Here is a 25,626-nt window from a genome sequence, read left to right as displayed (position 1 = left end):
GATTTCATGCTCTTGCGATACGGCGGACGAAGAGCTGAATTGAGGCGATGAACAGCCACGCGGTTGCCGATGCGATGGTCTGCTCGAAGTCTTTGGCGAGGCGGCGGTTGCGACCGAGCCACGCAAAGGTCCGCTCGACCACCCAGCGTCTGGGCAGGACCTCGAAGCCCTTGGCATGGTCGGATCGCTTGATGATCTCGACCGTCCACTTCCCGATCTTGCGCAGCGCCTGGCGAAGCTTGTCGCCAGCATAGCCGCCATCGGCGAAGATGTGCCTGAGCCAAGGGTGACGGCGGATGATCTCGGCCAGAACAAACGGCGCGCCATCGCGATCCTGCACGTCAGCGGTGTGGATCACGGCATGAACGAGATTGCCCTCGGTGTCGGTCACGATGTGTCGCTTGCGGCCCTTGATCTTCTTGCCTGCGTCATAGCCGCAAGGCCCGCCGCTTTCCGTGGTTTTCACGCTTTGGCTGTCGATGACCCCAGCGCTCGGAGAAGCCTCGCGCCCGAGGGCTTCCCGCCCGATCAGCAGCAGGGCGTGATTGAGCGAGAGCCACAGACCATTGTCGCGCCACAGATAGAACCAGCGCCGCACCGTCGAGACCGGAGGAAAGCAGGGCGGCAACATCCGCCAGGGCAGCCCACCGCGCAGCAGATACAGGATCGCCTCGATGATCCGCCGCAGCGGCCATTTGCGCGGTCGCCCTACACAGCAAGGGCCCGGAAGTAACGGCTCCAGCACGGCCCATTCCGCATCGGTCAAATCGCTTGGCAAAGCCAGGTCGGCACGGGCATACTGCGCCCGGGTGGTGTCGGTCCACATCGTTGAACTCCCGAAGTTTGTTGCAAAACCCCGTGAATCAGCGACTTGGGCTCGCGTCAAGCTAACCCGCTGGCACCACTCAACTTAATTTCGGATCAGGCTCTGAGGTCGGCAGCGGACACGTCGCAGATGCGCGCGACCGACCACAGGTCATTCCCCTCTCCAAGCTGGTTCCAGAAATCCTTGGGCACCGCGACATGTGCAGCGAGATAATCCTCATCGACGACCCCCGCTTCGCGGCAATGCGCGAGCAGCCCGTTCATCAGCGCGACGTCGCTTCCCGGCCGGATCGCGAGGTGGAGATCGGCCTCTTCGGCGGTCTCGGTGCGGCGCGGGTCGATGACGACGAGCTTCGCGCCCGCCTCGCAACGCCTGGCGATGCGCTGATAGACGACCGGATGGCACCAGGCGGTGTTCGATCCGACGAGCACGAACAGGTCGGCTGCATCGAGATCGTCGTAGGTCGCGGGCACGACATCCTCGCCAAAGGCGCGCATATGGCCCGCGACCGCGCTCGACATGCAGAGGCGCGAATTGGTGTCGATATTCGCGGTGCCGATGAAGCCCTTCATCAGCTTGTTCGCGACATAATAATCCTCGGTGAGCAATTGCCCCGATACATAGAAGGCGACGCTGTTCGGGCCGTAGCGCGCGATGCTTTCCTTGAACTTGCGGGCGACGAGGTCGAGCGCCTTGTCCCAGCTCGCGCGCTTTTCACCGATCATCGGATGGAGCAGGCGGCCTTCGAGGCCCACCGTCTCGCCAAGATGCGTGCCTTTCGAGCAGAGCTTGCCGTGGTTGGCGGGATGGTCGGGGTCGCCCGCTATCTCGACGGTCCGTTCACCCGTCACGTTCGCACGGATGCCGCAGCCGACACCGCAATAGGCGCAGGTGGTGCGAATGGGAATCATGCGCGCCACCGCTCCTTGTCTCGATGTGTGTCCTCCCGCGAAGGCGGGGGTCCATCTCCCGAGCTTTCGTTTTCAAACCAACGACGACATCGTGCCGACAAGGCAGGGGATGGACCGCCGCCTTCGCGGGGGTACATGGATAGCGAAGCGGAGGTCACGCCGCCGCCTTCAACGTGCTGGCGCGGCAGATCAGCACGCGCCCTCCGTCGATCCTGACAGGCACAGTCGGGGTGCAGCCCTTATCCTCGCCGAGCACCTCTCCGGTCGACAGGCTGATCCGCCAGTTATGCAGCGGACAGGCGACCGCGCCGCCATGGACGATGCCCTGCGAGAGGCGGCCATGCTTGTGCGGGCAGCGGTCGAGGAGGGCGAAGACCTTGCCCTCGGCGGTGCGGAACACCGCGATATCGTCGCCGCCCGCGACCTGCACGGTGCGGCTGCCGCGCACGGGAATCTGATCGACCCAGCCGATGTCGAGCCATTCTGCCACGGTGGTCATGCAAGGGCCTCCTGCGGGATGAAGCGCGCCATCGGCGCATGATGTTCGGCCTCGGCGCCCCCGGCGCGCTGCGCCCAGGGGTCGTCCTGACTGAAGCTCTGCGAATAGAGGAAGCGCGCGCGCAGCGCCTCGCGGCCCGCCGGGTCGTCGAGCAGGCGCGCTTTCACATAATCGAGCCCGACGCGCTCGATCCACGGCGCGGTGCGTTCGAGGTAGCGCGCCTCTTCGCGGTAGAGCTGGATGAAGGCGGCGCAATAGTCGAGCGCTTCCTGTTCGGTCGCGACCTTGCAGAGCAGATCGGTCGCGCGGACATGAATGCCGCCATTGCCGCCGACGTGCAGCTCATAGCCCGAATCGACGCAGACGACGCCGAAATCCTTGATCGTCGCCTCGGCGCAGTTGCGCGGGCACCCCGACACGGCGATCTTGAACTTGTGCGGCATCCAGCTGCCCCAGCTCATCCGTTCGATCCTGACGCCGAGCCCGGTCGAATCCTGCGTGCCGAAGCGGCACCATTCGGACCCGACACAGGTTTTCACGGTGCGCAGCGCCTTGCCATAGGCGTGCCCCGACACCATCCCGGCGGCATTCAGATCGGCCCAGACCGCGGGCAGATCCTCTTTCCTGATGCCGAAGATGTCGAGCCGCTGGCCGCCGGTCACCTTGACCATCGGCGCATTATATTTTTCGACGACATCGGCGATCGCGCGCAGCTCTTTGGGGCTGGTGAGCCCACCCCACATGCGCGGGACGACCGAATAGGTGCCGTCCTTCTGGATATTGGCGTGAAGCCGCTCGTTGACGAAACGGCTCTGCTGGTCGTCGACATATTCGCCGGGCAGCGCGCAGAGCAGATAGTAATTGAGCGCCGGACGGCAGGAGGAGCAGCCGTCGGGGGTCGACCAGTGGAGCTTCTGCATCACTTCGGGGATCGAGCGCATATTTTGCGTGACGATTTCGCGGCGAACATCGTCGTGGCCGAAGCTGGTGCATTTGCACATCGTCTTGGGGCCGCTCTGGACATCGTCGCCGAGCGTCAGCGCGAGCAGATTCTCGACGAGGCCGGTGCAGCTGCCGCAGCTCGCCGATGCCTTGCACGTGGCGCGCACGGCGTCGAGGCTGTGCGCGCCCTTGGTGATGCATGAGATGACCTGGCCCTTGGAAACGCCGTTGCAGCCGCAGATTTCCGCATCGTCGGAAAGCGCCGCAACGGCCGCCCTAGGGTCCGCCTGCCCACCCCCGGAGGCGAAGGCCTGGCCAAAGATCAGCACGTCGCGAAGCCGGGCGACATCCTCCTGTTTCCTGAGCAGGTCGAAATACCAGCTGCCATCGGCGGTATCGCCATAGAGGACCGCGCCGACGATGCGATCGTCCTTGAGCACCACGCGCTTGTAGATGCCGCGCGCCGCGTCGCGCAGCACAATGTCCTCGCACCCGTCGCCGCCGGAAAAATCGCCCGCGGAGAAGACGTCGATCCCTGACACCTTGAGCTTGGTCGAGGTCACTGATCCGCGATAACCCGATGGCTTTTCGACGAGGCCGTCGGCAAGACTGCGGCACATGTCCCACAAAGGCGCGACGAGGCCGTATACCTGCCCGTCATGCTCGACACATTCGCCGACCGCGAGAATGTCGGGGTCGCTCGTCACCATATGGTCGTCGACCTGAATGCCGCGCCCGACCGCGAGCCCCGCGTCGCGGGCGAGGGCGACCGAGGGACGGATGCCGACCGCCATGACGACCAGGTCGGCGGGAATCAGCGTCCCGTCTTTCAGCTTCACACCCTCGACCTTGTCGTCGCCGACGATCTCCGCGGTGTCGGCGCCGGTCAGGATGGTCTGGCCGCGCGCCTCCAGCGCCTGCTTGAGCAGCCAGCCCGCCGCTTCGTCGAGCTGGCGTTCCATCAGCGTCGGCATCAGGTGGATGACGGTGACGTTCATGCCCCGCAGGCTCAGGCCGTGCGCGGCCTCGAGGCCGAGCAGGCCGCCGCCGATCACCACGGCGCTACCGCCCTTTTCGGCGGCACTCAGCATCGTGCCGACATCGTCCATGTCGCGAAACGCGATGACGCCGGGCAAATCCTTGCCGGGCACGGGGATGATGAAGGGGTCCGAACCGGTCGCGATCAGCAGCTTGTCATAGCTTTCGCTGACCCCGCCGCGCGTCGTCACCGTCTTTGCCGCGCGGTCGATCGCGATCACCGGGTCGCCCGCGATCAGCGATATGCCGTTCGCCGCATACCAGTCGGCATCGTTGATCACGATGTCGTCGAAGCTTTTTTCGCCCGCGAGCACGGGCGAGAGCATGATGCGGTTGTAATTGACGCGCGGCTCGGCGCCGAAAATCGTCACGCGATAACGCATGGGATCGCGCGCGAGCAGTTCCTCGACCGCGCGGCACCCGGCCATGCCGTTGCCGATCACGACCAGATGGGCCCGCGTGTCGGCATCGGGGGAGAGAGGGCGATGTTCCATCAAAGCGTCCAATCGAATTGCAGCCAGAGTTTGTCGGTGTCGGTGGCGAAGCTGTCGGCCTTGTAATGGGCGTAGCGCAGCGAGCCGGTGAGCTTGCCGAGCTTCGCGCTCGCAAGCAGGTCGATCTCGTCGCCATAGGCGCGCGCGGCACGGTCGCTGCGGAAGGCATGATAGGCCGCCTGCACGGTGACCGCGTTCAACGGTCCCACCGCCTTCCACCCCCAGCCCGCGCTGGCATAGAGGTCGCGCACGCCATCGGGCGGAGTGACGAGAAACTTGTCGGCCCAACCCTGGAACTTGAACCCCGTCGCGAGCGGGGTCTGAAAGCTGGTGAGCGCGGCGCCGTTGCTCGCGCCAAGCATTTCATATCCCGCGCCGATGCGCGGACCGCCAAAATCAACCGCGATGTCGGCAAGATAATAATCGGAGGCATAGTCGTTCGGATTGCGGTGCCAGTCCGACTGGCGCGCGTAGGAAAGCTGATATGCGAGCTTCGCCTTTCCCAACCTCTGCCCGCCGTCGAGCCGGACGCCATAGCTCTGGCTCGACAGGCGAAAGCCCTGCACCGCCGCCTCGTCCTGATCGACCAGATAGGCAAAGGCGCCGAGCGCGCCGACCGGCGTTTGCACGCTCAGCCTGGCGAACATATTGTCGCCCGATACCGCCTGCTGGCGCGCGCCTGCACCATCGATGCCCCAGATCGTCCGAACGCTCCACGCATAGGCGATGTCGGCCTTCACGCCCCTGATGGGGCTGATCTCGGCGCGCAGCGCGTCGAAACCCTGGCCGTTCTGGCGAAAGCCGACGCTGCCGACGAACCGTTCGTCGTCGAAACCCAGCCGCTGCCGTCCCGCGGTCACCGCAATGCCGGGCGCGGCATAGCGAAGTTGCGCGCGGGTGAGGGCGATGTTCCGGGGGTCGGCCACGATCGGACGGGTTGCGCCGCCGTCGAGGCCGTCGAAATAGTCGTCGACGATTGCCAGATTGCCTTGCCCTTCGATCAGCGCCGACCAGCGCCCCGCCTTCGCCTCGAACCCGGCGCGGACGCGCAGGGTGAGCGCGTCGGCATCGGCGGCAAGGCCGTCCTGATCGACCTGCTCGTAGCGGAGGCGGGCGTCGCCAAGCGGCGCGAGGGTGACCTCGCGGGCGTGCGCGGCCCCGATCGGCGCGAGCGCCAGCAGCAGGATGAGGGTGCGGGTCATGCTCAGATCCGCACGCCTTCGGCCGCGCCCCAGGTGGCGCGCCACTGGCCCTTGACGAACATCAGCGCGGCGAGCGCCGCAACCGCAAGCCCCGCGAAGATATAGAAGCCCGGCGCAAAGCTGCCGCTCCACTGTTTCGCAAAGCCCAGCGACGAAGCGAGGTAGAAGCCGCCGACGCCGCCCGCCATGCCGACGAGTCCCGTCATCACGCCGATTTCGGCCGCAAAGCGCTGCGGCACGAGCTGGAACACCGAACCATTGCCGGTGCCGAGCGCCAGCATCGCGATGACGAACAGGCCGAGCGCGGCGGGCAGGCTCGCCGCCTGCGGCACCCCCGCAAGCGCCAGCGCGGCGACCACAAACACCATCATCAGCGCCTTTACGCCGCCGATCCGGTCGGCGAGCGCGCCGCCCAGCGGGCGCACCAGCGATCCGGCGAAAACGCAGCCGGCGGTGCAATAACCGGCGATCACCGGGGTCAGGCCGAACTGGTCGGTGAAATAAATGGGAAGCGATGCCGCCAGTCCGACGAACCCACCGAAGGTCACCGAATAAAAGGCCATCAGCCACCAGGCATCGGCGGTCTTGAGCGGCTGAAAATAATCGACCAGCTTTTTGGGGGCAGGGGCGTTCGGCGCGTCCTTCGCCATGAAAAGATAGGCGACGAACACGATCGTCAGGGGGATGCAGGCGAGGCCCAGCACGGCGTTCCATCCGAAGGTCACGGCAAGGCCGGGCGCGAACAGCGCGGCGAGCACGGTGCCCGAATTGCCCATGCCGGCAAGCCCCATCGCCTTGCCCTGATGCTCGGGCGGATACCAGCGGCTCGCGAGCGGCAGCGCGATCGCAAAGCTGGCCCCGGCGAAGCCCAGCACCACGCCGAGCGCGAGCGTCCCCGCAAAGCTGGTCACGCCCGCCGCCCAGGCGAGAAACAGGCCGACGATGACGATCACCTGGCTGATCGCCCCCGCACGCTTCGGACCGATACGATCGACGAGCAGCCCGTTCACGACGCGCAACAGCGCGCCCGCGAGCGTCGGCACCGCGACCATCAGCCCCTTCTGCGCCGGGCTCAGGCCAAGATCGGTGGAAATGGCGGGGGCAAGCGGCCCCAGAATCACCCATACCATGAAGGCCAGGTCGAAATAGAGAAAGGCCGCAACCAGCGTCGGCCAGTGGCCGCTGGCCCAGAAACTCGATTTGGGTGCCCTCCCGGCACCTGCGCCTGCTATCGTCATCGTCCGTCCCCTTCGTGTGACGGGCAATAAAAAAGCCGCCAGGACGGCGGCCACGCGGGCGCATCCTGACGGCTTCATTGCCTGTTGGAGTGCAGGGATGGCCCCTGCCTGCCGCGCGGGCTACCCCCTCGTTGGAGCAGCGGCCGCTTTATCCTGCCCCGGCATCCTTGCCGAGTGCGATTAAACTGCCTGATTCGCGGATCGGCTGCAAGTTGTTATTTCGCAGGTGCAGCATTTATATGAAATCAAGGCAGATCAGCGAGATAAGTTTCGATATCATCCGGATCGAAGGCGCGGCCGTCGAAAAATCGGTCGTTGCCGAGTGTCAGTCGACCTTGCGTCGAACCCGCGCCGATCGGTTCGCCAAGACCTCCTTCAAGCTTTGAGCTGGCGCCGGGCAGGGGAGCGCCGGAACCCGCAAGCGCGCTACGATATATGTCGGGTCGAAACACATTTGCTGCCGCATCGGCCTGCACCCGGTCATATGGCATATAGTCCCAGCGAACCATCTGCGAATAGAGCCAGGCCGCCTGACTGCGCCAGGGAAAGTTCGCGGCTTCGCGATACTGAAACATGAAATCGGGATAATGGATCGGCTCGCCGCCTGGAACGACACGGATGCGGTCGGTGATCGCGCGCAGCACCGCGTCGCGCGGAGCGTCGAGATATTCGCGGCGCGCCAATATGTCGGCGCTCGCCTCGACCGAATCGGGCGCGACGAAATGCGCCGCCGCAGCATGGAGCGCGCGGATCAGCGCCTCGACCGCGTCGCGTCGCTCACCGAGCACCGCTTCGCGTGTCACGAGGACTTTTTCAACACCGCGCCGCCATATCTGCGCCGTTGCCAGGGCAATATGGCCGACGCCGCGATCGACTGCGATCGAGTTCCACGGTTCGCCCACACAGATACCATCGACTTCGCCGGCGGCGAGCGCATCGGCGGCGAAAGGGGGGCTTGTCACGACGATCTCGACGTCGACATCGGGTTGAATGCCCACGCCGGCGAGCCAGTATCGCAGCATATAATTGTGGCTCGAATAGCGATGAACCACTCCGAAACGCAGCGGCTTGCCTGTCACCTTGCGCGCCGCCGCGATCACGCGCAGCGCCGCTCCAACCTCTGTCGGATCGCCGAGCGCGCTGCCCAGCCCCGCCTCGGCGGCGAGCGCGGTTGAAAAGGTCACGGCGTTGCCGTTGAGGCCGAGCACGAACGGCACCGCGAGCGGGAGGGGCGGTCGGTCACGGCCGAGCGTGGTCGCGATCGCCAGCGGCGCGATCATGTGCGCGGCGTCGGTATGGTCATAGAGCAGTCGGTCGCGCACCGTCGCCCAGGTCATATCGCGCACGAGTTCGATCTGCACGCCTTCGCGGGCGGCAAAACCCATTTCGTGCGCCAGGATAGGCAATGCGGCGTCGACGAGCGGCAGGAAACCGATGCGGAAACGATCGCCCGTCATTCCATGTCTCCCATCAACGCTTCGCTGGTCACGATCGCCTCGGCAATCTCGGAAATCCGGCGGTTGGTCCGCATCGCCTGGCCGCGCAGAAGCGCATAGGCCGCCGGTTCGTCGATCTGGCGACGTTTCATCAATATCGCCTTGGCCTTGTCGATGGTGGCGCGTTCGGCCAGAGCGTTCTTCGCTTCGTCCAGTTCGCGCTGTAGCCGCGAAAAAGCCTGGAAGCGCCGTATGGCGAGATCGATCACCGGCTTGATGCGCCGTTTCGACAGGCCATCCACGACATAGGCAGACACTCCGGCGTCGATTGCCGCTCCGGTCGCCTCTGCATCGCTCTGATCGACGAACATGGCGATCGGCCGCGCCAGTGCGCGCGACATGGCGAAATAATCCTCCAGCTGGTCGCGACTCGGGTTTTCAAGATTTATGAGCACCACTTCGGGTTTGGCTGTTTCGATCTGGCGGGTGAGGGGGCCGGTCGGGTCGATCAGCACCAGGTCGTCGAGACCAGCTTCGCGCAAGCCATCGGAAATGATGGCGGCGCGGGTCATGCTGGTATCGATGATCGCAATCCTCATGCGCGCGCCTTAGACGCTGTTTCAGTAAGATTGAAGCGACGAGATCGTGCAGCGAGCCGCGCTGGGCGCATCGCTTCAATCTTACTGAAACAGGGCCTAAAGCCTGATGGACGAGGGATCAAATCCGCGCATGGCGCATAGCCAATAAACATCGATAATATATATAGTGTTATCAGTCACTTCGCGGTCTTTTTCGGAAGGACCGCGTTATGGCAGTTCCCTACGCCGCAAAGGTCGATGTGAGCAACATCGTTCCAATATCCAAGACGGGCCGCAAGTTGCGTCGCCCGTCGCATACTTTTCAGCTCCGCTATCGTCCGTGGCAGATTCAGCCTTTTCTCGTCGCGCCGGTCTGGCCGGGTGAGACGATGACCAACCTGCTGTTGCAGGCGCGTTGCGTGACCGATCCCATCAAGAATCCGCTCATCGGTTGGTGGAATGAATATTACTTCTTCTACGTGAAGCTGCGCGATCTGAATATCCGCGATGACCTCACGGATATGATCGTCACCAATGCCGACGTGTCGGCGCTCAATGAGGCCGCCAGTGCGGCCTATTATCACCAAGGGGGTATCAATTATGCGAAGCACTGTTTGGAGCGTATCGTTGAAACTGTGTTTCGTGATGAAGACGAAGCATGGGACGCCTTCGTCATCGACAACATCCCCGTCGCAAAGGTCTCGTCGCAGTCGTGGCTCGACAGCGCGATCCTCGACAGCGCAGTCGCCGACGGCGACGAGGAGTTCCCCGGCGGTCAGCCCGATGGGGTCATTGCCCCTGGACTGAATCCGCAGTTTGCGGATCATTACGCGCACTGGGAGGCCATGCGCTCGATGTCGCTTACTACGGTGGATTTCGAGGATTGGCTTAAGACCTTTGGCGTGAGCGTTCCGCGCGAGGACGCCGAGCCGCACGAGCCGGAATTGGTGCGCTATGTCCGGCACTGGCAATATCCATCGAATACCGTGAACCCGACCGACGGCTCCGTCGCGTCGGCGGTTTCGTGGGCTGTTGCGGAGCGCGCGGACAAGGATCGCTTCTTCAAGGAGCCGGGCTTCATCTTCGGCGTGACGGTCACTCGCCCGAAGATTTACCTTGGTAAGCAGAAGGGCCAGTTGGCCAGCTATCTGAACGATGCGTTCAGCTGGCTTCCTGCCGTGTTGCAGGACGAGCCTTATACGTCGCTCAAGAAGTTCTTGGCGGCGGATGGCCCGCTCGCGGGTAACGTCGGCACGAATGACTATTGGGTCGATATTCGCGATCTGGCGATGTATGGCGACCAGTTCGTCAACTTCGACCTCGCGTCTACCGATGCCGGTCTGGTCGCTCTGCCGACGGCGGCGCTCCAGAAGAAGTATCCGGTCGCCGCCGACGCCGATTCGATGTTCACGACGCCAGCGACCTTGAACAAGGTCCGCGTCGACGGTCGCGTCGATCTGAACATCAAGAGCCGCTTGGAGGATACCAGCGGCTAACGCGAAGGGGAGGGGGGCTTCCGCCCCCCATCCCGATGCCAGCCCCAGTTATCTATGCCGTTCACATATCCTCGCGCGGTCAGTGTCTTGACCTGCCCGCGCTGGCGCGGGTCGATGCTGACATGCACGATTCCGCGCGACGGCTCATATATTAGCTGGTCGAACCCGCCCACTGAGCGGATAGCGCCGATCAGGTCGCTGTCCAGTCCTCGGTGGATACGTATGTCAGCCGCATAGCCTTTCAGGTGCGCCGAAGTCGGCGAACCTCCCACGGCTCGGTTGACTGCCGTTGATCTGTAGCCCGACGTGATGATTAGCGCGCGCCCGCCGCAACGTTCCCGGACTTGTTCCAGATACTGCGCCAGTTGGCGCAGTCGCGCCCGGATCACGTCCGAGGGCCAGTTGTCGAGGCCGGTATTCGTGACGGTCAGCTCAGCCAGTGAGAAGTGCCGCGTCAGCAGCGGTAGCTTCGGTTCTGTCATTTCATCATCCTTTCATGCGAAGGCCGGGGCAAATCGCCCCGGCCTTCTGCCCCTCGGCGAGAGCGGGGGGTGTGCCTGTCAAGGGGGTGGTGCGGCCCGCAGCGAAGCGAGGACACGGCCCCTTGACAGGCGAGGGGGGCGGCGTCCCCCTCTTCCAGCCCGCAAGGGCTGCCCGCCGGTAGGCGGGGTGCAAAATCTCCCCGCGAAGCGGGGACTTGAATATCTTTGCACAAGTGACACCGCGCCGACGGTGTCACTATGAGGCGAGTTCAACATCTCGACCTCTGGCGCCACGCCGCCACCCGCGCTTTGGACGCGGGCGCCGTAAAGGCTTCATCGTTAAGCCTTTCTTGGGACGCCGCCGGTAGGGAAGGCTCCCGAACAAGATGCTCGCGGCCCGTTGCCGTCGAGCACAGAGGAGCGAAAGCGATGGGTGTCCATGTCACCCACGGTATGAGTTCGAGCGATAGCCCGGTCTATCGCCTCGACATTCAGGCACGCTGTCGCAAGTGCGACGGCTGCCTCCGTGCGCGAGCGGCCTATTGGCGGCTCGCGGCCATCAACGAGATGGCGCGGGCGCAGCGGACATGGTTCGGAACCCTGACGCTCTCGCCCGACATTCGGTTTCTGGTGTTGTCCCGCGCGAGGCACCGTCTGGCCGCGCAATCGATCGATTACGACACCATGACCGAGGACGAACGGTTCACCGAGCTTGTGCGAGAGACGAACCCGTCGATCACCCGCTACCTGAAGCGAGTGCGGAAGGAGAGCGGTTCGCAGCTGCGCTACCTGTTGGTCAGTGAGGCCCATAAAGACGGTATGCCTCACTGGCATCTGCTTGTTCACGAGGTTTCGCAGTCGGAACCCGTGAAGAAACGGACATTGCAAGGGCAATGGAAGGGCGGCTTCAGCCAGTTCAAACTGGTCGCCCAGGGCGAAAGTCGCCCGGCGTTTTATGTAGCCAAATATCTGGCCAAGGAGGCACGAACGCGGGTGAGGGCATCGCTTGAGTATGGATCGCCGCCGGAAGCGTTAGCCTTACAGGCGTGATTTGGGCCGATAGGCCCCCATGACCCCTAACGGTGAACCCTCGCGCTGCCATTGCAGGAGAGGGCCGATTCACACCCGATTCGTCCTATGTTAAGGTCGGGTGTGTTTCACCGATTAGGACTGTTCAAGATGGGTGTTCCCCGCAGAAAACCAAGGGAGCCGAGGCCAGACCGTCGCCAGCCTCGGCCCCGGCCAGCTAATGACAATCAGCCCTTTAAGCCCCGTCAGCGGGTGCCATTTGGCAAGCGCGTCCCCAATTTTGGACCGGGGCTACCGACGCCGCGCATTCCGTTGCCGCGTGTGCCTGTTTTGGGGGTCATTGATATGTTTGACCCCGATAACTGGTTTCCTCCGACGCCGCCGCGTCCGTGGGGTTTCCCCACGGCGAAGGGGTGGCGGCGCACTCACGGCCCATATTCATGGGCCTCCTACGGTGTGCTCGGAGCAGCGTTGAGGTCGCCGCCGATTATTGGCAGCGGCTTGGCGTATGAAGGGCCGATTGCAGCCCAAGCGATCGGCCACGCTGGCGATCTTCTACCACATTGGACAGAGTTCGGCCTTTGGTGGTGCTACACGAAAGGCTTGTCTCAACATCGCCACGCGAATTACGAGCGTTGGGTGCGAGATGCGCCGTCGGGGCAAACTGATCAATTTGACCCTTCCTTCACCGGGCGAATGGGCAATGCGGCGTTCCCGCGTAACCCATTCCCCGACCCGTATGCCGATCCGGCGGTCTATCCGCGACCGTCGGCCGGGCGGGACAGGTTGCCGAAGGAAAACCTGTCTCCGCATGAGCAGGATCAATGGGGCAATGAGCTGCCCCAGCTCGATCCGCCGTGGGTTCCCGGCGTTGGCTATCCTATCGTTGATAGTCCGCCGGGAGTTGGCCCGGACGCTCCGCCGAAGGATGAAGCGCCGCCGTCGCATGAACCTGTCGTTGAGCGTTCTTGGACTGTCGTGGAGCGCGGCTTGGACCGCTTTACCGGGCGTCGAGTCAGGACGAAACGGCGCGCTGCGCCGTCCGGTGAGAAGGAGCGCAAATGGAAGATCGGCGACAACGCTCTTTATCAGGCCGTTGTTCGCGTGTTCGGTGCCGTGACCGAAGCAACCGAGTTAGCGTCCGCGTTCGTGGTGTAATTTCTGGTGTAGATTGAGGTGATCGCATGGGGTGGGGCATGCCCCACCCCATGCGATTTCGATCTCGGTGGCCACCGGGCTCATTGGTAAGGTGGAGTTTCCAGACTTCACACCAACCAAGGAGTTGATCCCGATGACCGAAGACAGACTACCGCTTGCCGAGCTTTTGGCGAAGAGCGGAGATGGAGATTTTCTGCGCACCATTGCCGAAAGCGTATTGCAGATCATCATGGAGGCCGACGTCGAGGGCCTGGTCGGTGCCGCCCGGCACGAGCGTTCCGGCGAGCGGACGACCTGGCGCAACGGCTACCGCGACCGCAGCCTCGATACCCGGCTCGGCACGCTCAACCTGAGGATCCCCAAGCTGCGGACCGGCGCCTACTTCCCGGGCTTCCTGGAGCCGCGAAAGACAGTCGAGAAGGCCTTGGTCGCCGTGATCCAGGAGGCGTGGATCGCCGGCGTCAGCACCCGGCGCGTCGATGATCTGGTGCAGGCCATGGGCATGACCGGCATCTCCAAATCCTCGGTCTCGAAGCTGTGCAAGGACATCGACGAGCGCGTCCATGCCTTCCTCAAGCGCCCGCTTGCCGGCGACTGGCCCTACCTCTGGCTCGATGCCACTTACCTGAAGGTGCGCCAGGGCGGCCGGATCGTCAGCGTTGCCGCGATAATCGCCGTTGCCGTCAACACCGAGGGCAAGCGCGAGATCGTCGGCCTGCACATCGGCCCTTCGGAGGCAGAGGTGTTCTGGTCAGACTTCCTCAAGGACCTCGCCCGGCGCGGTCTGACAGGGGTCAAGCTGGTCATCTCGGATGCCCACGAAGGCCTCAAGGCAGCGATCACCCGCGTCCTCAGCGCCACCTGGCAGCGCTGCCGTGTCCACTTCATGCGCAATGCGCTGGCCTACGTTCCCAAGGGCCAGAACACCGTTGTTGCCGCCGCCATCCGCCAGGTCTTCCTCCAGCCCGATCATGCCGCTGCGACACAGGTCTGGCGTCAGGTTGCCGACCAGCTGCGCGCCCGCTGGCCGAAGCTTGGCACCTGCATGGATGAAGCCGAGCATGACGTGCTCGCCTACATGACCTTCCCTGAGCAGCACCGGGTCAAGCTCCACAGCACCAATCCGCTCGAACGGCTGAACAAGGAGGTCAAGCGCCGCGCCGATGTCGTCGGCATCTTCCCCAACGAGGACAGCATCATCCGCCTCGTCGGCGCCGTCCTGCTCGAGCAGAACGACGAATACCAGCTCCAGCACCGCTACATGCAGATCGAGGGCATGGCAGCGCTCGCCACACCAACAATCGAGGAGGCTCAGCCGCTACAGATTACACCAAAGGCCGCCTGAAAATGAAGCCCGCTGGCCACACCCGAATTTACACCACATTGACGGACACGACCGCAACCGATATTACCAATGCGCTCTGGGACGCGCTCCCGAAAGCGCGCAAGGGCGGCTTTTGGTATGATCCCAAAGCGAAGAAATGGAAGCCGAAGGCGAGCGCTATCGAGCGCGCCGCGCTCGTCGCGCGGCATTTCGATGAAATCGATTTGCGCAAGGCGATTGAGAACCTCGCGGCAAACGAAATTGAGGACAGGGCTTTTGCGCGGACGTCTCGTCAAATTCATCGGAATTTCGAGCGAACCTATAGGCTTACGCGCCGCCCTGTTGGACATGCTTTTGGGGGCTGGACAAGTTTCGGCTGACGAATCATAAACATGGTGCCCTATGTTGGGCTGTTAGGAGAAGAAAGAGATGGCATATGCTCGTCGAAGAAAAACCTCGCGACGAAAAGCGTCGTATTCCGGTTCGCGCCGTTCTTACGGGTCTGCTCGCAGGTCTGGTGGCCGCCGATCTGCTACCCGTCGGCGTAGCGGAAGCGCTCGCCGGTCTGGCGTCAGCACTGTTCGTATAGTTCTCGAACAGGTCGCCGCGAACCCGGTGGCACGTCCGGCTGGCGAGGGTGAGGTCGTCAAACCGCGCCGCGCCAAGTTTTAATTTTTTTAACCGCGAATTGGCCGATAATATATATTATGTTAAATTACTGGCGATGCTCAGGGGGAGTCCAGCGCTCAGGCGACGAGTTGCCATGTGCGGATCACCAGGAACATCAGAGCGAATATCGCGATCCATGCGAGTGCCATTTTCAACCAGTCGGACATTGGCAGTCGGCGCGCCAGCAGCGAACTCAGCACCAGCGTGAACGCGCCCGCGAACCAGAGCAGCTGAACCGTCGTGTCGCCGTTCATAATTGCACCTCCAGCCCATCATAACCGGGTTCGACGCCGCGCGGCAATTCGGCCGCAAGATCCGCATAGTCCATCGTATTGTCCATATGCGTAATGATCGCGCGCGGACTGCCCACCTTTTCAAGGCCTTCGAGCGTCATCTGAAGATGGGGATGCGTCGGATGCGGATAGCGTCGCAAGGCATCGATCACGAACAGATCGACTCCGTGGAAGAAGTCGACCATTTCATCGGTAAACTTTGAAAAATCAGTTGCGTAGCCAATCTTGTGCGCACCGTCGCTGAAGATCAGGCCGCTCGCCTTGATGGGGCCGTGCGGCATTTCGATCGCCGATACCTCGATGGGGCCGATCGACTGATGATCGAGCAGATCGATCGGGTCGACCGACGCCGGATAACCGGCGTTGCCAGCAAAGGCATAGGTGAAGCGCCACTTCAGAATGTCGAGCACATGATTGCGGGCGTAACAGGGAACGGGCGTTCCGCGCAGGTGCATGACCTGGCGAAGGTCGTCGATTCCGTGCGTGTGATCGGCGTGTTCGTGCGTCCAGATGACGGCATCGACCTCGCCCACCTGCGCGTCGAGCAGTTGCATCCGCATGTCCGGGCTGGTGTCGACAAGAATGCGAAAGCCGCCGAGCGCCACGAGAATCGACGCCCGGCTGCGCAGGTTGCGCGGATTGTCGGGGTCGCACAGACCCCAGTCGTTGCCGAGCCGCGGGACACCCGACGACGTTCCGCAGCCAAGGATTCGGACCTTCATACGCCGCGTGACGTCATGCCGCCGCCTTGTTGAAAAGCTTATAGAAATTGGCGCATGTTGCGGCCGCCAATGCCTCCGGAGCTTCGCTGCGAAGATCGGCCAGGAACGTCAGTGTGTCAGCGACAAACGCCGGCTCGCCGGCCTTGCCGCGATGCGGCACCGGGGCGAGGAAGGGGGCGTCGGTTTCGATCAGTAGCCGGTCCTGCGGCAGCCATTTGGCGGTCGCTTGCAGGTCGGCGGCATTCTTGAACGTCACAATGCCCGAAATCGAGATGTAAAGGCCGAGGTCGAGCGCCTTGCGCGCAAAATCGTCGCTCGCGGTGAAGCAGTGGATCACGCCGGGGAAGCGCGCCCTCCCCATTTCTTCGCCGAGCAGCGCCAGCGTGTCGGCCTCGGCATCGCGCGTGTGGACGATCACCGGCAGGCCCGTCGCCTGCGATGCGTGGATGTGGCGGCGAAAGCTGTCCTGTTGCCGGGTGCGATCGCTTTTGTCGTAATAATAGTCGAGCCCGGTCTCGCCGATGCCGATCACGCGCGGATGCGCGGCGCGCTCGACCAGCTTGGCGGTGTCGACATCGGGATGCTGGTCGGCGTCGTGCGGATGGATGCCGACGCTGGCCCACACATCCTCATTTGCCTCGGCGGCGGCGAGCACATCGTCCCACTCGCTCTCGCGCGTCGCGATGTTGAGCATCGCCGTGACGCCCCTGGCCCGCGCACGCGCCAGCACCTCATCCTGCCGCTCGGCCAGTCCCTTGTAATTGAGGTGGCAGTGCGAATCGACGAGCATTACGCCTCCCCCTCCCCTTCGTCCTCGGGCAGATCGAGGCGCGGGAAGATCGGCACGGGCTGCCCGACCGCGAAATCGCTCGCGGCCAGCTTTGCGAACCAGGCCGCATCCTCAAGCGCCGCAAAATCGCGCGCATCCGCGGCAACGCCCATCTGGTCGAGCAGTTTGTCGGCGGACGCGGGCACCACGGGACGAATGGCAATGGCCAGCGTGCGTACGGCCTGAAACAGCGTCATCAGCACGGCGCGCATCCGTTCGGGATCACTCTTGCGCAGCGCCCAGGGCGCCTGCGTATCGACATATTGATTGCAGGCGAAAACAGCGCGCAACCAGTCCTCGATCCCGACCGAGAAGGCCAGTTCCTCGAATGCCCGCGGCAGCGTCGTTCGCGCGACTTCATCTACCGTCGAGAGCAGTGTGACGTCATCGGCCGTAGGTGAATAATCGTTCGATAGATCGCCATCCAGATTCTTGAAAATCATCGACAAACTTCGCTGCGCCAGATTGCCGAAACTATTGGCGAGATCGGCGTTGGCGGTGCGAACGATCGCGTCGGCCGAATAGCTGCCGTCCTGTCCGAAGCTGACTTCGCGGAGCAGATAATAGCGCAACGCATCGACACCGAATTGCTCGGCGAGCGCCATCGGGTCGACGACATTGCCGAGCGACTTCGACATTTTTTCGCCCCGATTGAGCAGAAAGCCGTGACCGAACACCTGCTTGGGCAGCGGCAGATTGGCGCTCATCAGGAAGGCCGGCCAGTAAACCGCATGAAAACGGACGATATCCTTGCCGATCATATGGATGTTTGCTGGCCAGAATGTGCCGAAGTCGCCCGCCGGATCGGGATAGCCAAGCCCCGACAAATAGGTCGTCAGCGCATCGACCCAGACATACATTACATGCCCCGGCGATCCCGGCACCGGAACCCCCCAGTCGAAACTGGTGCGCGAAACGCTGAGGTCCTTGAGCCCGCCTTCGACGAACCGCAGCACCTCGTTGCGGCGACTTTCGGGGCGGATGAAATCGGGATGGTCGCGATAAAGCGCGAGCAAGCGATCCTGATAGTTCGACAGGCGGAAAAACCAGCTTTCCTCCACGGTCCATTCGACGGGCGTGCCCTGCGGCGACAGGCGGATGCCCCCTTCCCCCTCGCTCAGCTCGCTTTCGTCGTAAAAGGCTTCGTCGCGAACCGAATACCAGCCTTCATAACGATCGAGATAAAGGTCGCCATTCGCCTCCATCGCGCGCCAGATTGCTTGCGAGGCGGCATGATGCGCCGGATCGGATGTGCGCATGAACACATCATAGCTGATATTCAGCTTGGCATACATCTCACGGAAATATCCGGACATTTCATCGGCCAGATCGATCGTTGCACGCCCCTGGTCGCGCGCGGTCTGAAACATTTTCAGCCCATGTTCGTCGGTGCCGGTGACCAGCCGCACCTCGCGTCCGCGCGCGCGCTGAAAGCGTGCCGCGACGTCGGTGGCGATCGCTTCATAGGCGTGTCCGATATGCGGGCGGCCGTTGGGATAGCTGATTGCGGTGGTGATATAGAAGGGGGCGTTCTGTTCGGACATGCGCGGGCCTTAGCCGCTGGCGCGCGCAAGGGAAAGCGTCAGCGTGCTGTCTGCGCCGGTCTCGGCGCAAGTTCGGCGAGGCAGTTGCCGATCTCGAAGCCCACCATCATTCCGTCATAGGAACCACGGATCGCGTCGCGCACGGTGCGCTGCACGCGGTCCCACTGCGCCAGCACCGGCGCGATCTCGGCGATGGGGCGTGCGCGTGCAATCTCCGCCAGCAGTCCCGGAACGATGTCGATCACCAGTTCGAGCCGCGCGCGGTTGCTCGTGCCACCCACCTCGCGCGCCAGCGCCTCGCGCAGCCGGTTCTCGGGGTCGCCCGATATGGCAATGGTGAGCAGTTTCTTCTTCATCGCCGCGACATCGCTATCGATCAGCCCCAGCGCCTTGCCCGGAACTCCGCCCGACGCGGCGACGATCGCGCGCACCTCTTCCATGTCGAGCATCGGACGCAAGCCATGCAACCATGGCAGCATGACGTCACGGTCAACGGGTTGAAAACGAAGGATTCGGCAGCGCGAGCGGATTGTCGGCAACAATCGTCCCGGCGAATGGCTGACGAGCAGAAAGAGCGTCCTTGCGGGTGGTTCCTCAAGCGTCTTGAGCAGCGCATTGGCACTATCGCTTTCCAGATCGTCAACGGCATCGACGATGATCACGCGCCAGTCACCAAGCGACAGCGACAGGTGCAGGCGGCGAATCATCTGGCGTACCTGGTCGATCGTGATGTTGCGCGCGAGCTCCTTGCCCTTGTCCCTGGGCTGGCGCGTCAGCCGGATGATCTCGGGGTGATTGTCGGCATCGACAAGCCGCGCCGCGGTATCGTCGCCTCTATCGTCCAGCGCCATCGCTGCGCGCTCGCCGCCCACCCCATGGGTGACCAGAAAGCGTGCCGCGCGCTCGGCAAAGCCGCGCTTTCCCATTCCCTGCGGCCCGGCGAGCAGCCAGCCATGATGAAGTCGGCCGCCCTGCCAGCCTTCCAGAAACGCCTTTTCGGCCTCCTGATGGCCGATCATGGCAGCCATTCGGCAAGCTCCGCCAGAATGGTGGCGGTGACGTCGGCGGCGGGCAGGCCGGCGTCCAGCACACGCCAGCGCAGCGGTTCGGTCGCCGCCATTTCGGCGAACCGCGCGGCAAGGCGCGCCTGATAAGCCGCCGGCTTGTTGCCCATGCGATCGCTGCCACCGCGCGTCGCCAGTCGGCGCGCCGCCTCGTCGGCGCTCAGTTTGAGCAGAAAGGTGCGATCGGGAAGCAAACCCTCCGACCCGAAACGATGGAGCGCCAGAATGTCGGCGTCGGTGATCCCGCCGCCGCCGCCCTGATAAGCGCGGCTCGAATCGACGAACCGGTCGCACAGCACCCACGCGCCGCGCGCGAGCGCCGGACGGATGGTGCGCGCGACATGATCGGCGCGCGCCGCCGCGAACAGCAAGGCCTCGCTGCGCGCGTCCCAGCGATCGTCACTGCCTTCCATCAGCAGCGCGCGGATGGCTTCGGCGCCCGCACTGCCGCCGGGTTCGCGCGTGGCCACCACCTCGATCGATCGCGCGGCGAGCGCCTCCGTCAGCGCGCGCAGCTGCGTCGATTTGCCGACGCCCTCGCCCCCCTCAAGCGTGATGAAACGTCCGCGGGTCATGGTGTCGGGCCAAATGATGGGAAAATGGGCAGGCGTCGAGGCATGACCAGGGCGGTAACCTACCCTGCGGTTTTTGTCATCTGCGCGTCGCGGCCGACCCGCGGCTCGGCGAGGCGGTGCCGCGCGGGATTCGCCCTGCCACCGGGCGCGTCGACGCGGCGAACCCCCACTCCATCAGTTTTTGCGCCTCTTCGCGCCGCGCCTTTGCGCTTGGCAGACCGGCGACGACCATGATCAGGCGGCGGCCGTCGCGCTTGGCCGACCCGAGGAAGCAATAGCCCGCCTCGCGCGTATGCCCCGTCTTGAGGCCGTCTGCCCCGTCGAATCGACCGAGGATCGGATTGCGGTTCGCCTGGACGATCGGCCGTCCATCGGGGGCGATGCCATGCCGAAGTTTCGGGATCGAAAAATAGCGCGCATAAGCCTCCGGATGATCGCGGATCAGCCGGTCGGCAAGCGTGATAAGGTCGGCGGCGCTGACCTTGGTGACGCCGCCGTCGGGCCAGCCATTTGGCGTACCGAAATGGCTCGATATCATACCAATATCGGCGGCTACCGCATTCATTCGTTTAACGAAAACATCTTCGCTTCCGTCAATGCCTTCCGCAAGAACCGCCGCGGCATCGTTTCCCGATACGGTGATCAGCCCCTTCAGCAGATCATCGACCGACAGGATTTCGCCCGGACTGAGAAACATCGTCGATCCGCCGGTGCTGCTGTTCCATTTCTTCCACGCGCCGTCGCTGACCGTGAAACGCGTGTCGCGCGTCAATTCACCCTTCCGGATAAGATCGAGCACGACATAGGCGGTCATTACCTTTGCCATCGAAGCCGGAGCGAAATCTTTGTCGGCACCGCGCGAAAAGAGGATCCGGCCCGAATCCACGTCCTTGAGCATGACGATCGGGGCCTGTGTCGTATAGGGCGCCGGGCTGGCCGCCGCGACAGCGGATGTGCGATTATCCTTCGCCGAAGCAGCGGGCAAAAAAGCCGCGTTGACCGTGAACAGGCCCAGCATCGCGGCAGCGCCGCTCAGCAGCGCGGACTTGCCGCTCGCTCGAATCATCGATCGCGCCGAACCACCGCATCGCGAAAGCCCTTCGACCTCGCAGTGGCCAGCGCGCCTTGCGCGGCGGCCTCGCTGGCGAAGGGACCAATCCGCACGCGCCAGTAATTGCCGGCCTTCGACACATAACCGCCCACGGACTTGGCCGCGGCCCCGGCACGCGCTTCGGTGCTGAACGCCCCGACCTGCACGACATATTCGCCCTTAGTCGTCGGCGCCATGTTGCCCATGATGGAGAGGCGATCGTCTCCCGGTTTCGCCTTGGCGGACGCAAGGGGCGCCGCGGGTTCGCTCGCGACCTTCGGGGTCGGCAGGGCTTTCGCCTTTGTCCGAAGGATCGCCAGCAGCGACGACGGGGTCGCGAGCCGCTCCGGAACCGCCCTGCCCGCCCGGAGCTGGGCGCGTTCGGCGGTCGGCGGGTTGGTGCGGCGAACGCGAACGGCTGTAAGCCCCTGGTCGAGTCCGAGCTGTCTGGCGGCGGCGGGCGACAGGGCAATCAGCTGGTCGTTCGCCATCGGCCCGCGATCATTGACGCGGACAAGGATCGTTCGTCCGGTGTCGAGCGCGGTCACTTCGACATAGCTTGGCAGCGGCAGCGTCTTGTGCGCGGCGCTGATCCGGGTGGGGTCGAAAATCTCGCCATTGGCGGTGGTCTTTCCGGCCTCCGCATCGCTATACCAGGACGCATAGCCGACATCGTCATAATCCATGACGTCGGCGGGCGTATAGGTGACGTCGCCGACCTTAAAGGGGTCGCCGACGACCACCGGCACGTCCGTGACGCCCGGCAACGCCGCCGCATTGCTCGCCTGCCCGGCGCTGCGCGCGCCATCTGCGCCGCCGCAACCGGACAGCATCAGCGCCGCCCCCGCGATCAGGCCCCCGCCTCTAACGATCGATTTCATCCGCCAGCAACCCCACCGACAATGCGTAAAAATTGGAACAATTATAGTCCAGTATCGCACGATAGTTACCGGTCAGCAAATAGGCCGTCCGCCCCGGCCCGTCGGGTTCGAGCAGCGTCGCCTGGATATTGTCGTCGGGCCATCGGCCACCGATCGGCTGAAGCCCCGCGGCGCGCCACTCCGCCATGGTGCGCCAGCGGCTGTGCCGCTCGAAAACGCGGGGGCAGCGCGTCGGCGTCAGGCGGTTGGCGACGGCGGCACGATCAAAGGCGGCGGGCACGCTCACCGCGATGCCCCATGGCTGCCCCGCGCGCCAGCCGGCGTTGCGAAGATAGGCGCCGATCGACTCGATCGCATCGGCCTCGCTCGACCAGATTCGCGCCACCCCGTCGCCGTCGCCATCCTCGGCGACGCGCAGATAGACCGACGGCAGGAACTGCGGATAGCCAAAGGCCCCCGCCCAGCTGCCCTTCAGCACATCGCGCGGCACGCCCCGCTCGACCATCACCATCGTGGCGATCAGTTCGGGCTCGAACAGACTGCGTCGGCGTCCTTCATAGGCCAGCGTCGCCAGTGCTTCGGGCAGGTCGAAGCCGCCCGTGACCTGACCATAAGCGGTCTCGTGCCCGTAAATCGCGATCATGATGCTCGTCGGCACGCCCGTTCGCGCCTCGATACGCGAAAGCAGCGGCAGCAGCCGGTTGTGGACACGGCGCCCGCCGTTGATACGTGCCGCGTCGACGTGCCGCGCCTTGTAGGGCGCGAAGGCCGGAATCGGCGTGTTCGGGGTGGGCGGTGACCCCAGATTGTCGCGGTCGAGCGCGACGACCCTGGCGTTATAGCGTAGCCCGGCGGTCACCCGGTCGAACGTCGCGCGCGACACGCCGCGCGCCTCGGCCTTGGGCCAGAGCGACTGGACATAGGCATCGAACCCCGCGTCACCGCTCTGCGCAAGGAGCGGAGCGGAGGCCGTGAGCATCCACGCCGACAGAGTCGCGGCCAGAAGCACAAGAAACCGTCGGACTTTGAAATCAGTAGCGTTTGTCATGGCCCACCCATAGGGCCGGTGTCGCACAGAAGCGAGCCGCTTGGCTAGGCGGGCGCGGGACGAGCCGAATCATTCGCAAGATGGACCGTTGGGACAAGGTTTTGCTTGCCGCCCTCTGCCCGCGCGCTATGGCGACGCCACCGGACAGGTGGCCGAGTGGTTTAAGGCAGCGGTCTTGAAAACCGCCGTGGGTGCAAGCTCACCGTGGGTTCGAATCCCACCCTGTCCGCCAGGTTTCAATCCCACTCTTTCCCGAACCGTCTCCGAAACCCCAGCTTAGCTGCGGGTTTGAGATGCGATTCGTATCCCTGCGCGTCCCACATGATCCAGGCCGACATTTTTGCCAATGTGGGAACAAATTTTATGATCAGAGGGATGAAAAACACTTCGAACGGGCTCTCGAAGCCCAAGGAAAAACAGCGGCGCGTGAGTCTCGGCGACGGCCTCATGCGCCTCGAACGACCGGGAGGCACCAGCAGCTGGGTGTGCCGGGTCCAGAGCGATGGCGTGCGCCGCGACTTCGGCCTTGGCAGCTGCCAGAAAGTCAGTCTGGCTCAGGCGCGCGAAATGGCGCAGGAAATTCGCAGCCAGATCGAACTGGGCGTTGATCCTCAAATTGAGCGGCGGAAGCGGCAGGCAGTGCCGACCTTCAAGGACGCCGCCGTCACAACCTACGAGATACACTCGAAGACGTGGCGCAACGGCAAGCATCACGCGCAATGGATGCGAACGATGGAGCTTTACGCCTTCCCGCACATCGGAAAATTCAAGGTCGATCAGATCACCGGCCCGATGATCCGCGACCTGCTCGCGGACATCTGGCTGGCGAAGCCGGAGACGGCGCGCCGCGTCCGGCAGCGGATCGGCGCCGTCCTCGATTGGGCCTACGCATCAGGCTATCGCGACAGTGACGCCCCGATGCGCGCGATTACGAAAGGCCTGCCCCGCCAGCCGCGCCGCGACAATCATTTTGCCGCGATGCCATATGAAGATGTGCCTGCCTTCGTGCAGCGACTGCGAGAGCGGGAATCTTTCAGCCGCCTCGCGCTCGAATTTGCCATTTTCACGGCCGCACGGTCCGGCGAAGTTCGCGGCGCCACATGGGGTGAGTTCGATCTGGAAAAGGGCCTGTGGAAGCTCTCCAAGGACCGCATGAAGGCCTATCGGGAGCATGTCGTCCCACTCACCCGCCGCCCGCTGCGTATCGTCGAGCGGTGCGCGCGGCTTCGCATCAAGGGCTGCGACCTTGTCTTTCCCGGCATGCGGCGCAATCGCCCGCTGTCGGATCAGACGCTGACCAAGCTGCTAAAGGAAATGGGCGAGCCTTACACGGCCCATGGGTTCCGCTCGTCCTTCCGCGATTGGGTGAGCGAAGAAACCAACCACCCGAGCGACGTCGCCGAAGCCGCCCTCGCCCACACGGTGGCGAACAAGGTCGAGGCAGCATACCGGCGCGGCAATCTCCTCGAAAAGCGCCGCCTCATGATGGAGGATTGGGCGAACTATTGCGACGGGAGGAAACGGTGAGCCGCTACACGCGCGCGCGGCGCCACCTGCTCCACCAGTATGAGCGCGCCGTCGATCGGATTGACGAGGCCGACCGCGCCATCTTCCTCGGACACCGCGTGGAGGAGCTAAGCTATCGCCAGTTGGCCGAGCGTCACGGCGTTAGCGTCGTAGAAGTCGAGGAAGCGATGATCCGCAGTTTGCGGTTCATCGCCCAATCGGTCGACAGCAAGAACCGTAGGTGGTGGCAATTCTGGGGGCGATAAGTCCGCCTAGACCTTGCCAAGCAGCCGCCGCGCCGACAGGGTGCCGCCAGCGATGAAAACCGACCTCGATCATCTTCCGGCCAACAAGCAGCGCGAGCTCGATCGCGTGAAGCAAATCATCTTCGAGGAATTCGAGGATGCGCTGGCGCTCGGCACGATGAGCTGGAAGAAGAAGGGTCGGATCGACAAGATCATTCTTTACGGCAGCTACGCGCGCGGCGGCTGGGTCGACGAACCGCATACCGCCAAGGGCTATCGCTCGGATTTCGATCTCCTCATCATCGTCAACGACAAGCGTCTTACCGAGAAGGTCGATTTCTGGGAGAAGCTTGAAGACCGGCTCATCCGTGAACTCGCCATCGACAAGACGCTCAAGACGCCAGTCAACTTCATCGTTCACACCCTGCAGGAGGTGAACGACGGCCTCGCCCACGGCCGCTATTTCTTCATGGACGTCGTGACCGGCCCCCACCGAGTGGTCCGGGC

General features: G+C 63.7%; 25 protein-coding genes, 1 tRNA gene and 2 pseudogenes. 10 read left to right on the top strand and 18 right to left on the bottom strand.

Features of this window, described 5'->3' with window-relative positions:
- Nucleotides 1-4 precede the first annotated feature (4 nt).
- The 8 genes and pseudogenes from SPYCA_RS05920 to SPYCA_RS05885 all read right to left on the bottom strand — a co-directional run bounded on the left by SPYCA_RS05920 (nt 5) and on the right by SPYCA_RS05885 (nt 9,185).
- The gene (locus tag SPYCA_RS05920; protein ID WP_066114500.1) at nt 5-826 is read right to left on the bottom strand and encodes an IS5 family transposase; all 822 of its coding nucleotides are present in this window, start codon (nt 824-826) and stop codon (nt 5-7) included.
- 101 nt (nt 827-927) lie between these two features.
- A pseudogene (locus tag SPYCA_RS05915) lies at nt 928-1,737 on the bottom strand (molybdopterin-dependent oxidoreductase); the annotation flags it as partial.
- A gap of 154 nt (nt 1,738-1,891) precedes the next feature.
- Nucleotides 1,892-2,236, bottom strand: a complete 345-nt coding sequence (gene nirD, locus SPYCA_RS05910; protein WP_172594984.1) for a nitrite reductase small subunit NirD — start codon at nt 2,234-2,236, stop codon at nt 1,892-1,894.
- A complete protein-coding gene (gene nirB / locus SPYCA_RS05905) occupies nt 2,233-4,710 on the bottom strand; it encodes a nitrite reductase large subunit NirB (protein ID WP_120219332.1) in 2,478 nt (825 codons plus the stop codon). The genes nirD and nirB overlap by 4 nt, the downstream gene beginning before the upstream one ends.
- Nucleotides 4,710-5,912 carry a hypothetical protein gene (locus SPYCA_RS05900; protein ID WP_120219331.1) on the bottom strand — a complete coding sequence of 401 codons (1,203 nt, stop codon included), beginning with the start codon at nt 5,910-5,912 and terminating at the stop codon, nt 4,710-4,712. Before SPYCA_RS05900 ends, nirB begins: the two co-directional genes overlap by 1 nt.
- 2 nt (nt 5,913-5,914) lie before the next feature.
- Nucleotides 5,915-7,150, bottom strand: coding sequence for a nitrate/nitrite transporter (locus SPYCA_RS05895; protein ID WP_120219330.1), 1,236 nt, complete (start codon nt 7,148-7,150; stop codon nt 5,915-5,917).
- A 245-nt stretch (nt 7,151-7,395) separates the two neighbouring features.
- Nucleotides 7,396-8,607 carry a CmpA/NrtA family ABC transporter substrate-binding protein gene (locus SPYCA_RS05890; protein ID WP_120219329.1) on the bottom strand — a complete coding sequence of 404 codons (1,212 nt, stop codon included), beginning with the start codon at nt 8,605-8,607 and terminating at the stop codon, nt 7,396-7,398.
- The gene (locus SPYCA_RS05885; RefSeq protein WP_120219328.1) at nt 8,604-9,185 is read right to left on the bottom strand and encodes an ANTAR domain-containing response regulator; all 582 of its coding nucleotides are present in this window, start codon (nt 9,183-9,185) and stop codon (nt 8,604-8,606) included. The genes SPYCA_RS05890 and SPYCA_RS05885 overlap by 4 nt, the downstream gene beginning before the upstream one ends.
- A 209-nt stretch (nt 9,186-9,394) precedes the next feature.
- Between SPYCA_RS05885 and SPYCA_RS05880 the strand changes: the two genes are divergently transcribed.
- Nucleotides 9,395-10,660, top strand: coding sequence for a hypothetical protein (locus tag SPYCA_RS05880; RefSeq protein ID WP_120219327.1), 1,266 nt, complete (start codon nt 9,395-9,397; stop codon nt 10,658-10,660).
- Here the strand turns inward: SPYCA_RS05880 and SPYCA_RS05875 are convergent.
- Complete coding sequence (locus SPYCA_RS05875) at nt 10,657-11,142, bottom strand: D-Ala-D-Ala carboxypeptidase family metallohydrolase (RefSeq protein WP_120219326.1); 486 nt, start codon at nt 11,140-11,142, stop codon at nt 10,657-10,659. The two genes, SPYCA_RS05880 and SPYCA_RS05875, sit on opposite strands and share 4 nt — an antisense overlap.
- 429 nt (nt 11,143-11,571) lie before the next feature.
- On the opposite strand from SPYCA_RS05875, the gene SPYCA_RS05870 reads away from it, so the two are divergent.
- From SPYCA_RS05870 to SPYCA_RS19215, 5 genes are all read left to right on the top strand, one after another.
- Nucleotides 11,572-12,192, top strand: coding sequence for a rolling circle replication-associated protein (locus SPYCA_RS05870; protein ID WP_120219325.1), 621 nt, complete (start codon nt 11,572-11,574; stop codon nt 12,190-12,192).
- A gap of 480 nt (nt 12,193-12,672) precedes the next feature.
- Nucleotides 12,673-13,329 carry a hypothetical protein gene (locus SPYCA_RS18985; protein WP_146625091.1) on the top strand — a complete coding sequence of 219 codons (657 nt, stop codon included), beginning with the start codon at nt 12,673-12,675 and terminating at the stop codon, nt 13,327-13,329.
- A 133-nt stretch (nt 13,330-13,462) separates the two neighbouring features.
- Entirely contained in the window at nt 13,463-14,674 is a 1,212-nt protein-coding gene (locus SPYCA_RS05860) for an IS256 family transposase (protein ID WP_066120009.1), read from the top strand.
- A 2-nt stretch (nt 14,675-14,676) separates the two neighbouring features.
- Nucleotides 14,677-15,033, top strand: coding sequence for a hypothetical protein (locus SPYCA_RS05855; protein WP_146625090.1), 357 nt, complete (start codon nt 14,677-14,679; stop codon nt 15,031-15,033).
- A gap of 56 nt (nt 15,034-15,089) precedes the next feature.
- Nucleotides 15,090-15,242, top strand: coding sequence for a hypothetical protein (locus SPYCA_RS19215; protein WP_172594983.1), 153 nt, complete (start codon nt 15,090-15,092; stop codon nt 15,240-15,242).
- 157 nt (nt 15,243-15,399) lie between these two features.
- On the opposite strand, the gene SPYCA_RS19210 is transcribed toward SPYCA_RS19215, so the two are convergent.
- The 9 genes from SPYCA_RS19210 to SPYCA_RS05815 all read right to left on the bottom strand — a co-directional run bounded on the left by SPYCA_RS19210 (nt 15,400) and on the right by SPYCA_RS05815 (nt 23,368).
- Nucleotides 15,400-15,576, bottom strand: a complete 177-nt coding sequence (locus tag SPYCA_RS19210; protein WP_172594982.1) for a hypothetical protein — start codon at nt 15,574-15,576, stop codon at nt 15,400-15,402.
- The gene (locus SPYCA_RS05850) at nt 15,573-16,337 is read right to left on the bottom strand and encodes an MBL fold metallo-hydrolase (protein ID WP_120219322.1); all 765 of its coding nucleotides are present in this window, start codon (nt 16,335-16,337) and stop codon (nt 15,573-15,575) included. Before SPYCA_RS05850 ends, SPYCA_RS19210 begins: the two co-directional genes overlap by 4 nt.
- Before the next feature lie 13 nt (nt 16,338-16,350).
- Nucleotides 16,351-17,127 carry a TatD family hydrolase gene (locus SPYCA_RS05845; RefSeq protein WP_120219321.1) on the bottom strand — a complete coding sequence of 259 codons (777 nt, stop codon included), beginning with the start codon at nt 17,125-17,127 and terminating at the stop codon, nt 16,351-16,353.
- Nucleotides 17,127-18,710: a methionine--tRNA ligase gene (metG, locus tag SPYCA_RS05840; RefSeq protein WP_120219320.1), complete on the bottom strand. Its 1,584-nt coding sequence runs from the start codon at nt 18,708-18,710 to the stop codon at nt 17,127-17,129. Before metG ends, SPYCA_RS05845 begins: the two co-directional genes overlap by 1 nt.
- Before the next feature lie 38 nt (nt 18,711-18,748).
- On the bottom strand, nt 18,749-19,738 hold the full coding sequence (locus SPYCA_RS05835) for a DNA polymerase III subunit delta' (RefSeq protein ID WP_232003543.1): 990 nt from the start codon (nt 19,736-19,738) through the stop codon (nt 18,749-18,751).
- Nucleotides 19,726-20,349, bottom strand: coding sequence for a dTMP kinase (tmk, locus tag SPYCA_RS05830; RefSeq protein ID WP_120219318.1), 624 nt, complete (start codon nt 20,347-20,349; stop codon nt 19,726-19,728). The genes SPYCA_RS05835 and tmk overlap by 13 nt, the downstream gene beginning before the upstream one ends.
- A gap of 76 nt (nt 20,350-20,425) precedes the next feature.
- Complete coding sequence (locus SPYCA_RS05825) at nt 20,426-21,415, bottom strand: D-alanyl-D-alanine carboxypeptidase family protein (protein WP_120219317.1); 990 nt, start codon at nt 21,413-21,415, stop codon at nt 20,426-20,428.
- Nucleotides 21,412-22,320: a septal ring lytic transglycosylase RlpA family protein gene (locus SPYCA_RS19680; RefSeq protein WP_120219316.1), complete on the bottom strand. Its 909-nt coding sequence runs from the start codon at nt 22,318-22,320 to the stop codon at nt 21,412-21,414. Before SPYCA_RS19680 ends, SPYCA_RS05825 begins: the two co-directional genes overlap by 4 nt.
- Complete coding sequence (locus SPYCA_RS05815; protein ID WP_443029498.1) at nt 22,304-23,368, bottom strand: lytic murein transglycosylase; 1,065 nt, start codon at nt 23,366-23,368, stop codon at nt 22,304-22,306. Before SPYCA_RS05815 ends, SPYCA_RS19680 begins: the two co-directional genes overlap by 17 nt.
- A 142-nt stretch (nt 23,369-23,510) precedes the next feature.
- Here SPYCA_RS05815 and SPYCA_RS05810 point away from each other — a divergent pair.
- From SPYCA_RS05810 to SPYCA_RS05795, 4 genes and pseudogenes are all read left to right on the top strand, one after another.
- A tRNA-Ser gene (locus tag SPYCA_RS05810) sits at nt 23,511-23,600 on the top strand.
- Nucleotides 23,573-24,895 (top strand): tyrosine-type recombinase/integrase, encoded by a 1,323-nt coding sequence (locus SPYCA_RS05805; protein WP_232003542.1) that lies wholly within the window; start codon nt 23,573-23,575, stop codon nt 24,893-24,895. Before SPYCA_RS05810 ends, SPYCA_RS05805 begins: the two co-directional genes overlap by 28 nt.
- Nucleotides 24,892-25,140 carry a sigma factor-like helix-turn-helix DNA-binding protein gene (locus SPYCA_RS19205; RefSeq protein ID WP_172594981.1) on the top strand — a complete coding sequence of 83 codons (249 nt, stop codon included), beginning with the start codon at nt 24,892-24,894 and terminating at the stop codon, nt 25,138-25,140. Before SPYCA_RS05805 ends, SPYCA_RS19205 begins: the two co-directional genes overlap by 4 nt.
- Nucleotides 25,141-25,192: 52 nt before the next feature.
- Nucleotides 25,193-25,597, top strand: a pseudogene (locus SPYCA_RS05795) (nucleotidyltransferase domain-containing protein); the annotation flags it as partial.
- Between the last annotated feature and the right edge of the window lie 29 nt (nt 25,598-25,626).

Source organism: Sphingopyxis sp. FD7 (assembly GCF_003609835.1).
In the GTDB taxonomy this organism is placed as follows: domain Bacteria; phylum Pseudomonadota; class Alphaproteobacteria; order Sphingomonadales; family Sphingomonadaceae; genus Sphingopyxis.
Note: the sequence above shows the minus strand (reverse complement) of the source record. Positions and strands in the feature narration are given on the sequence as shown.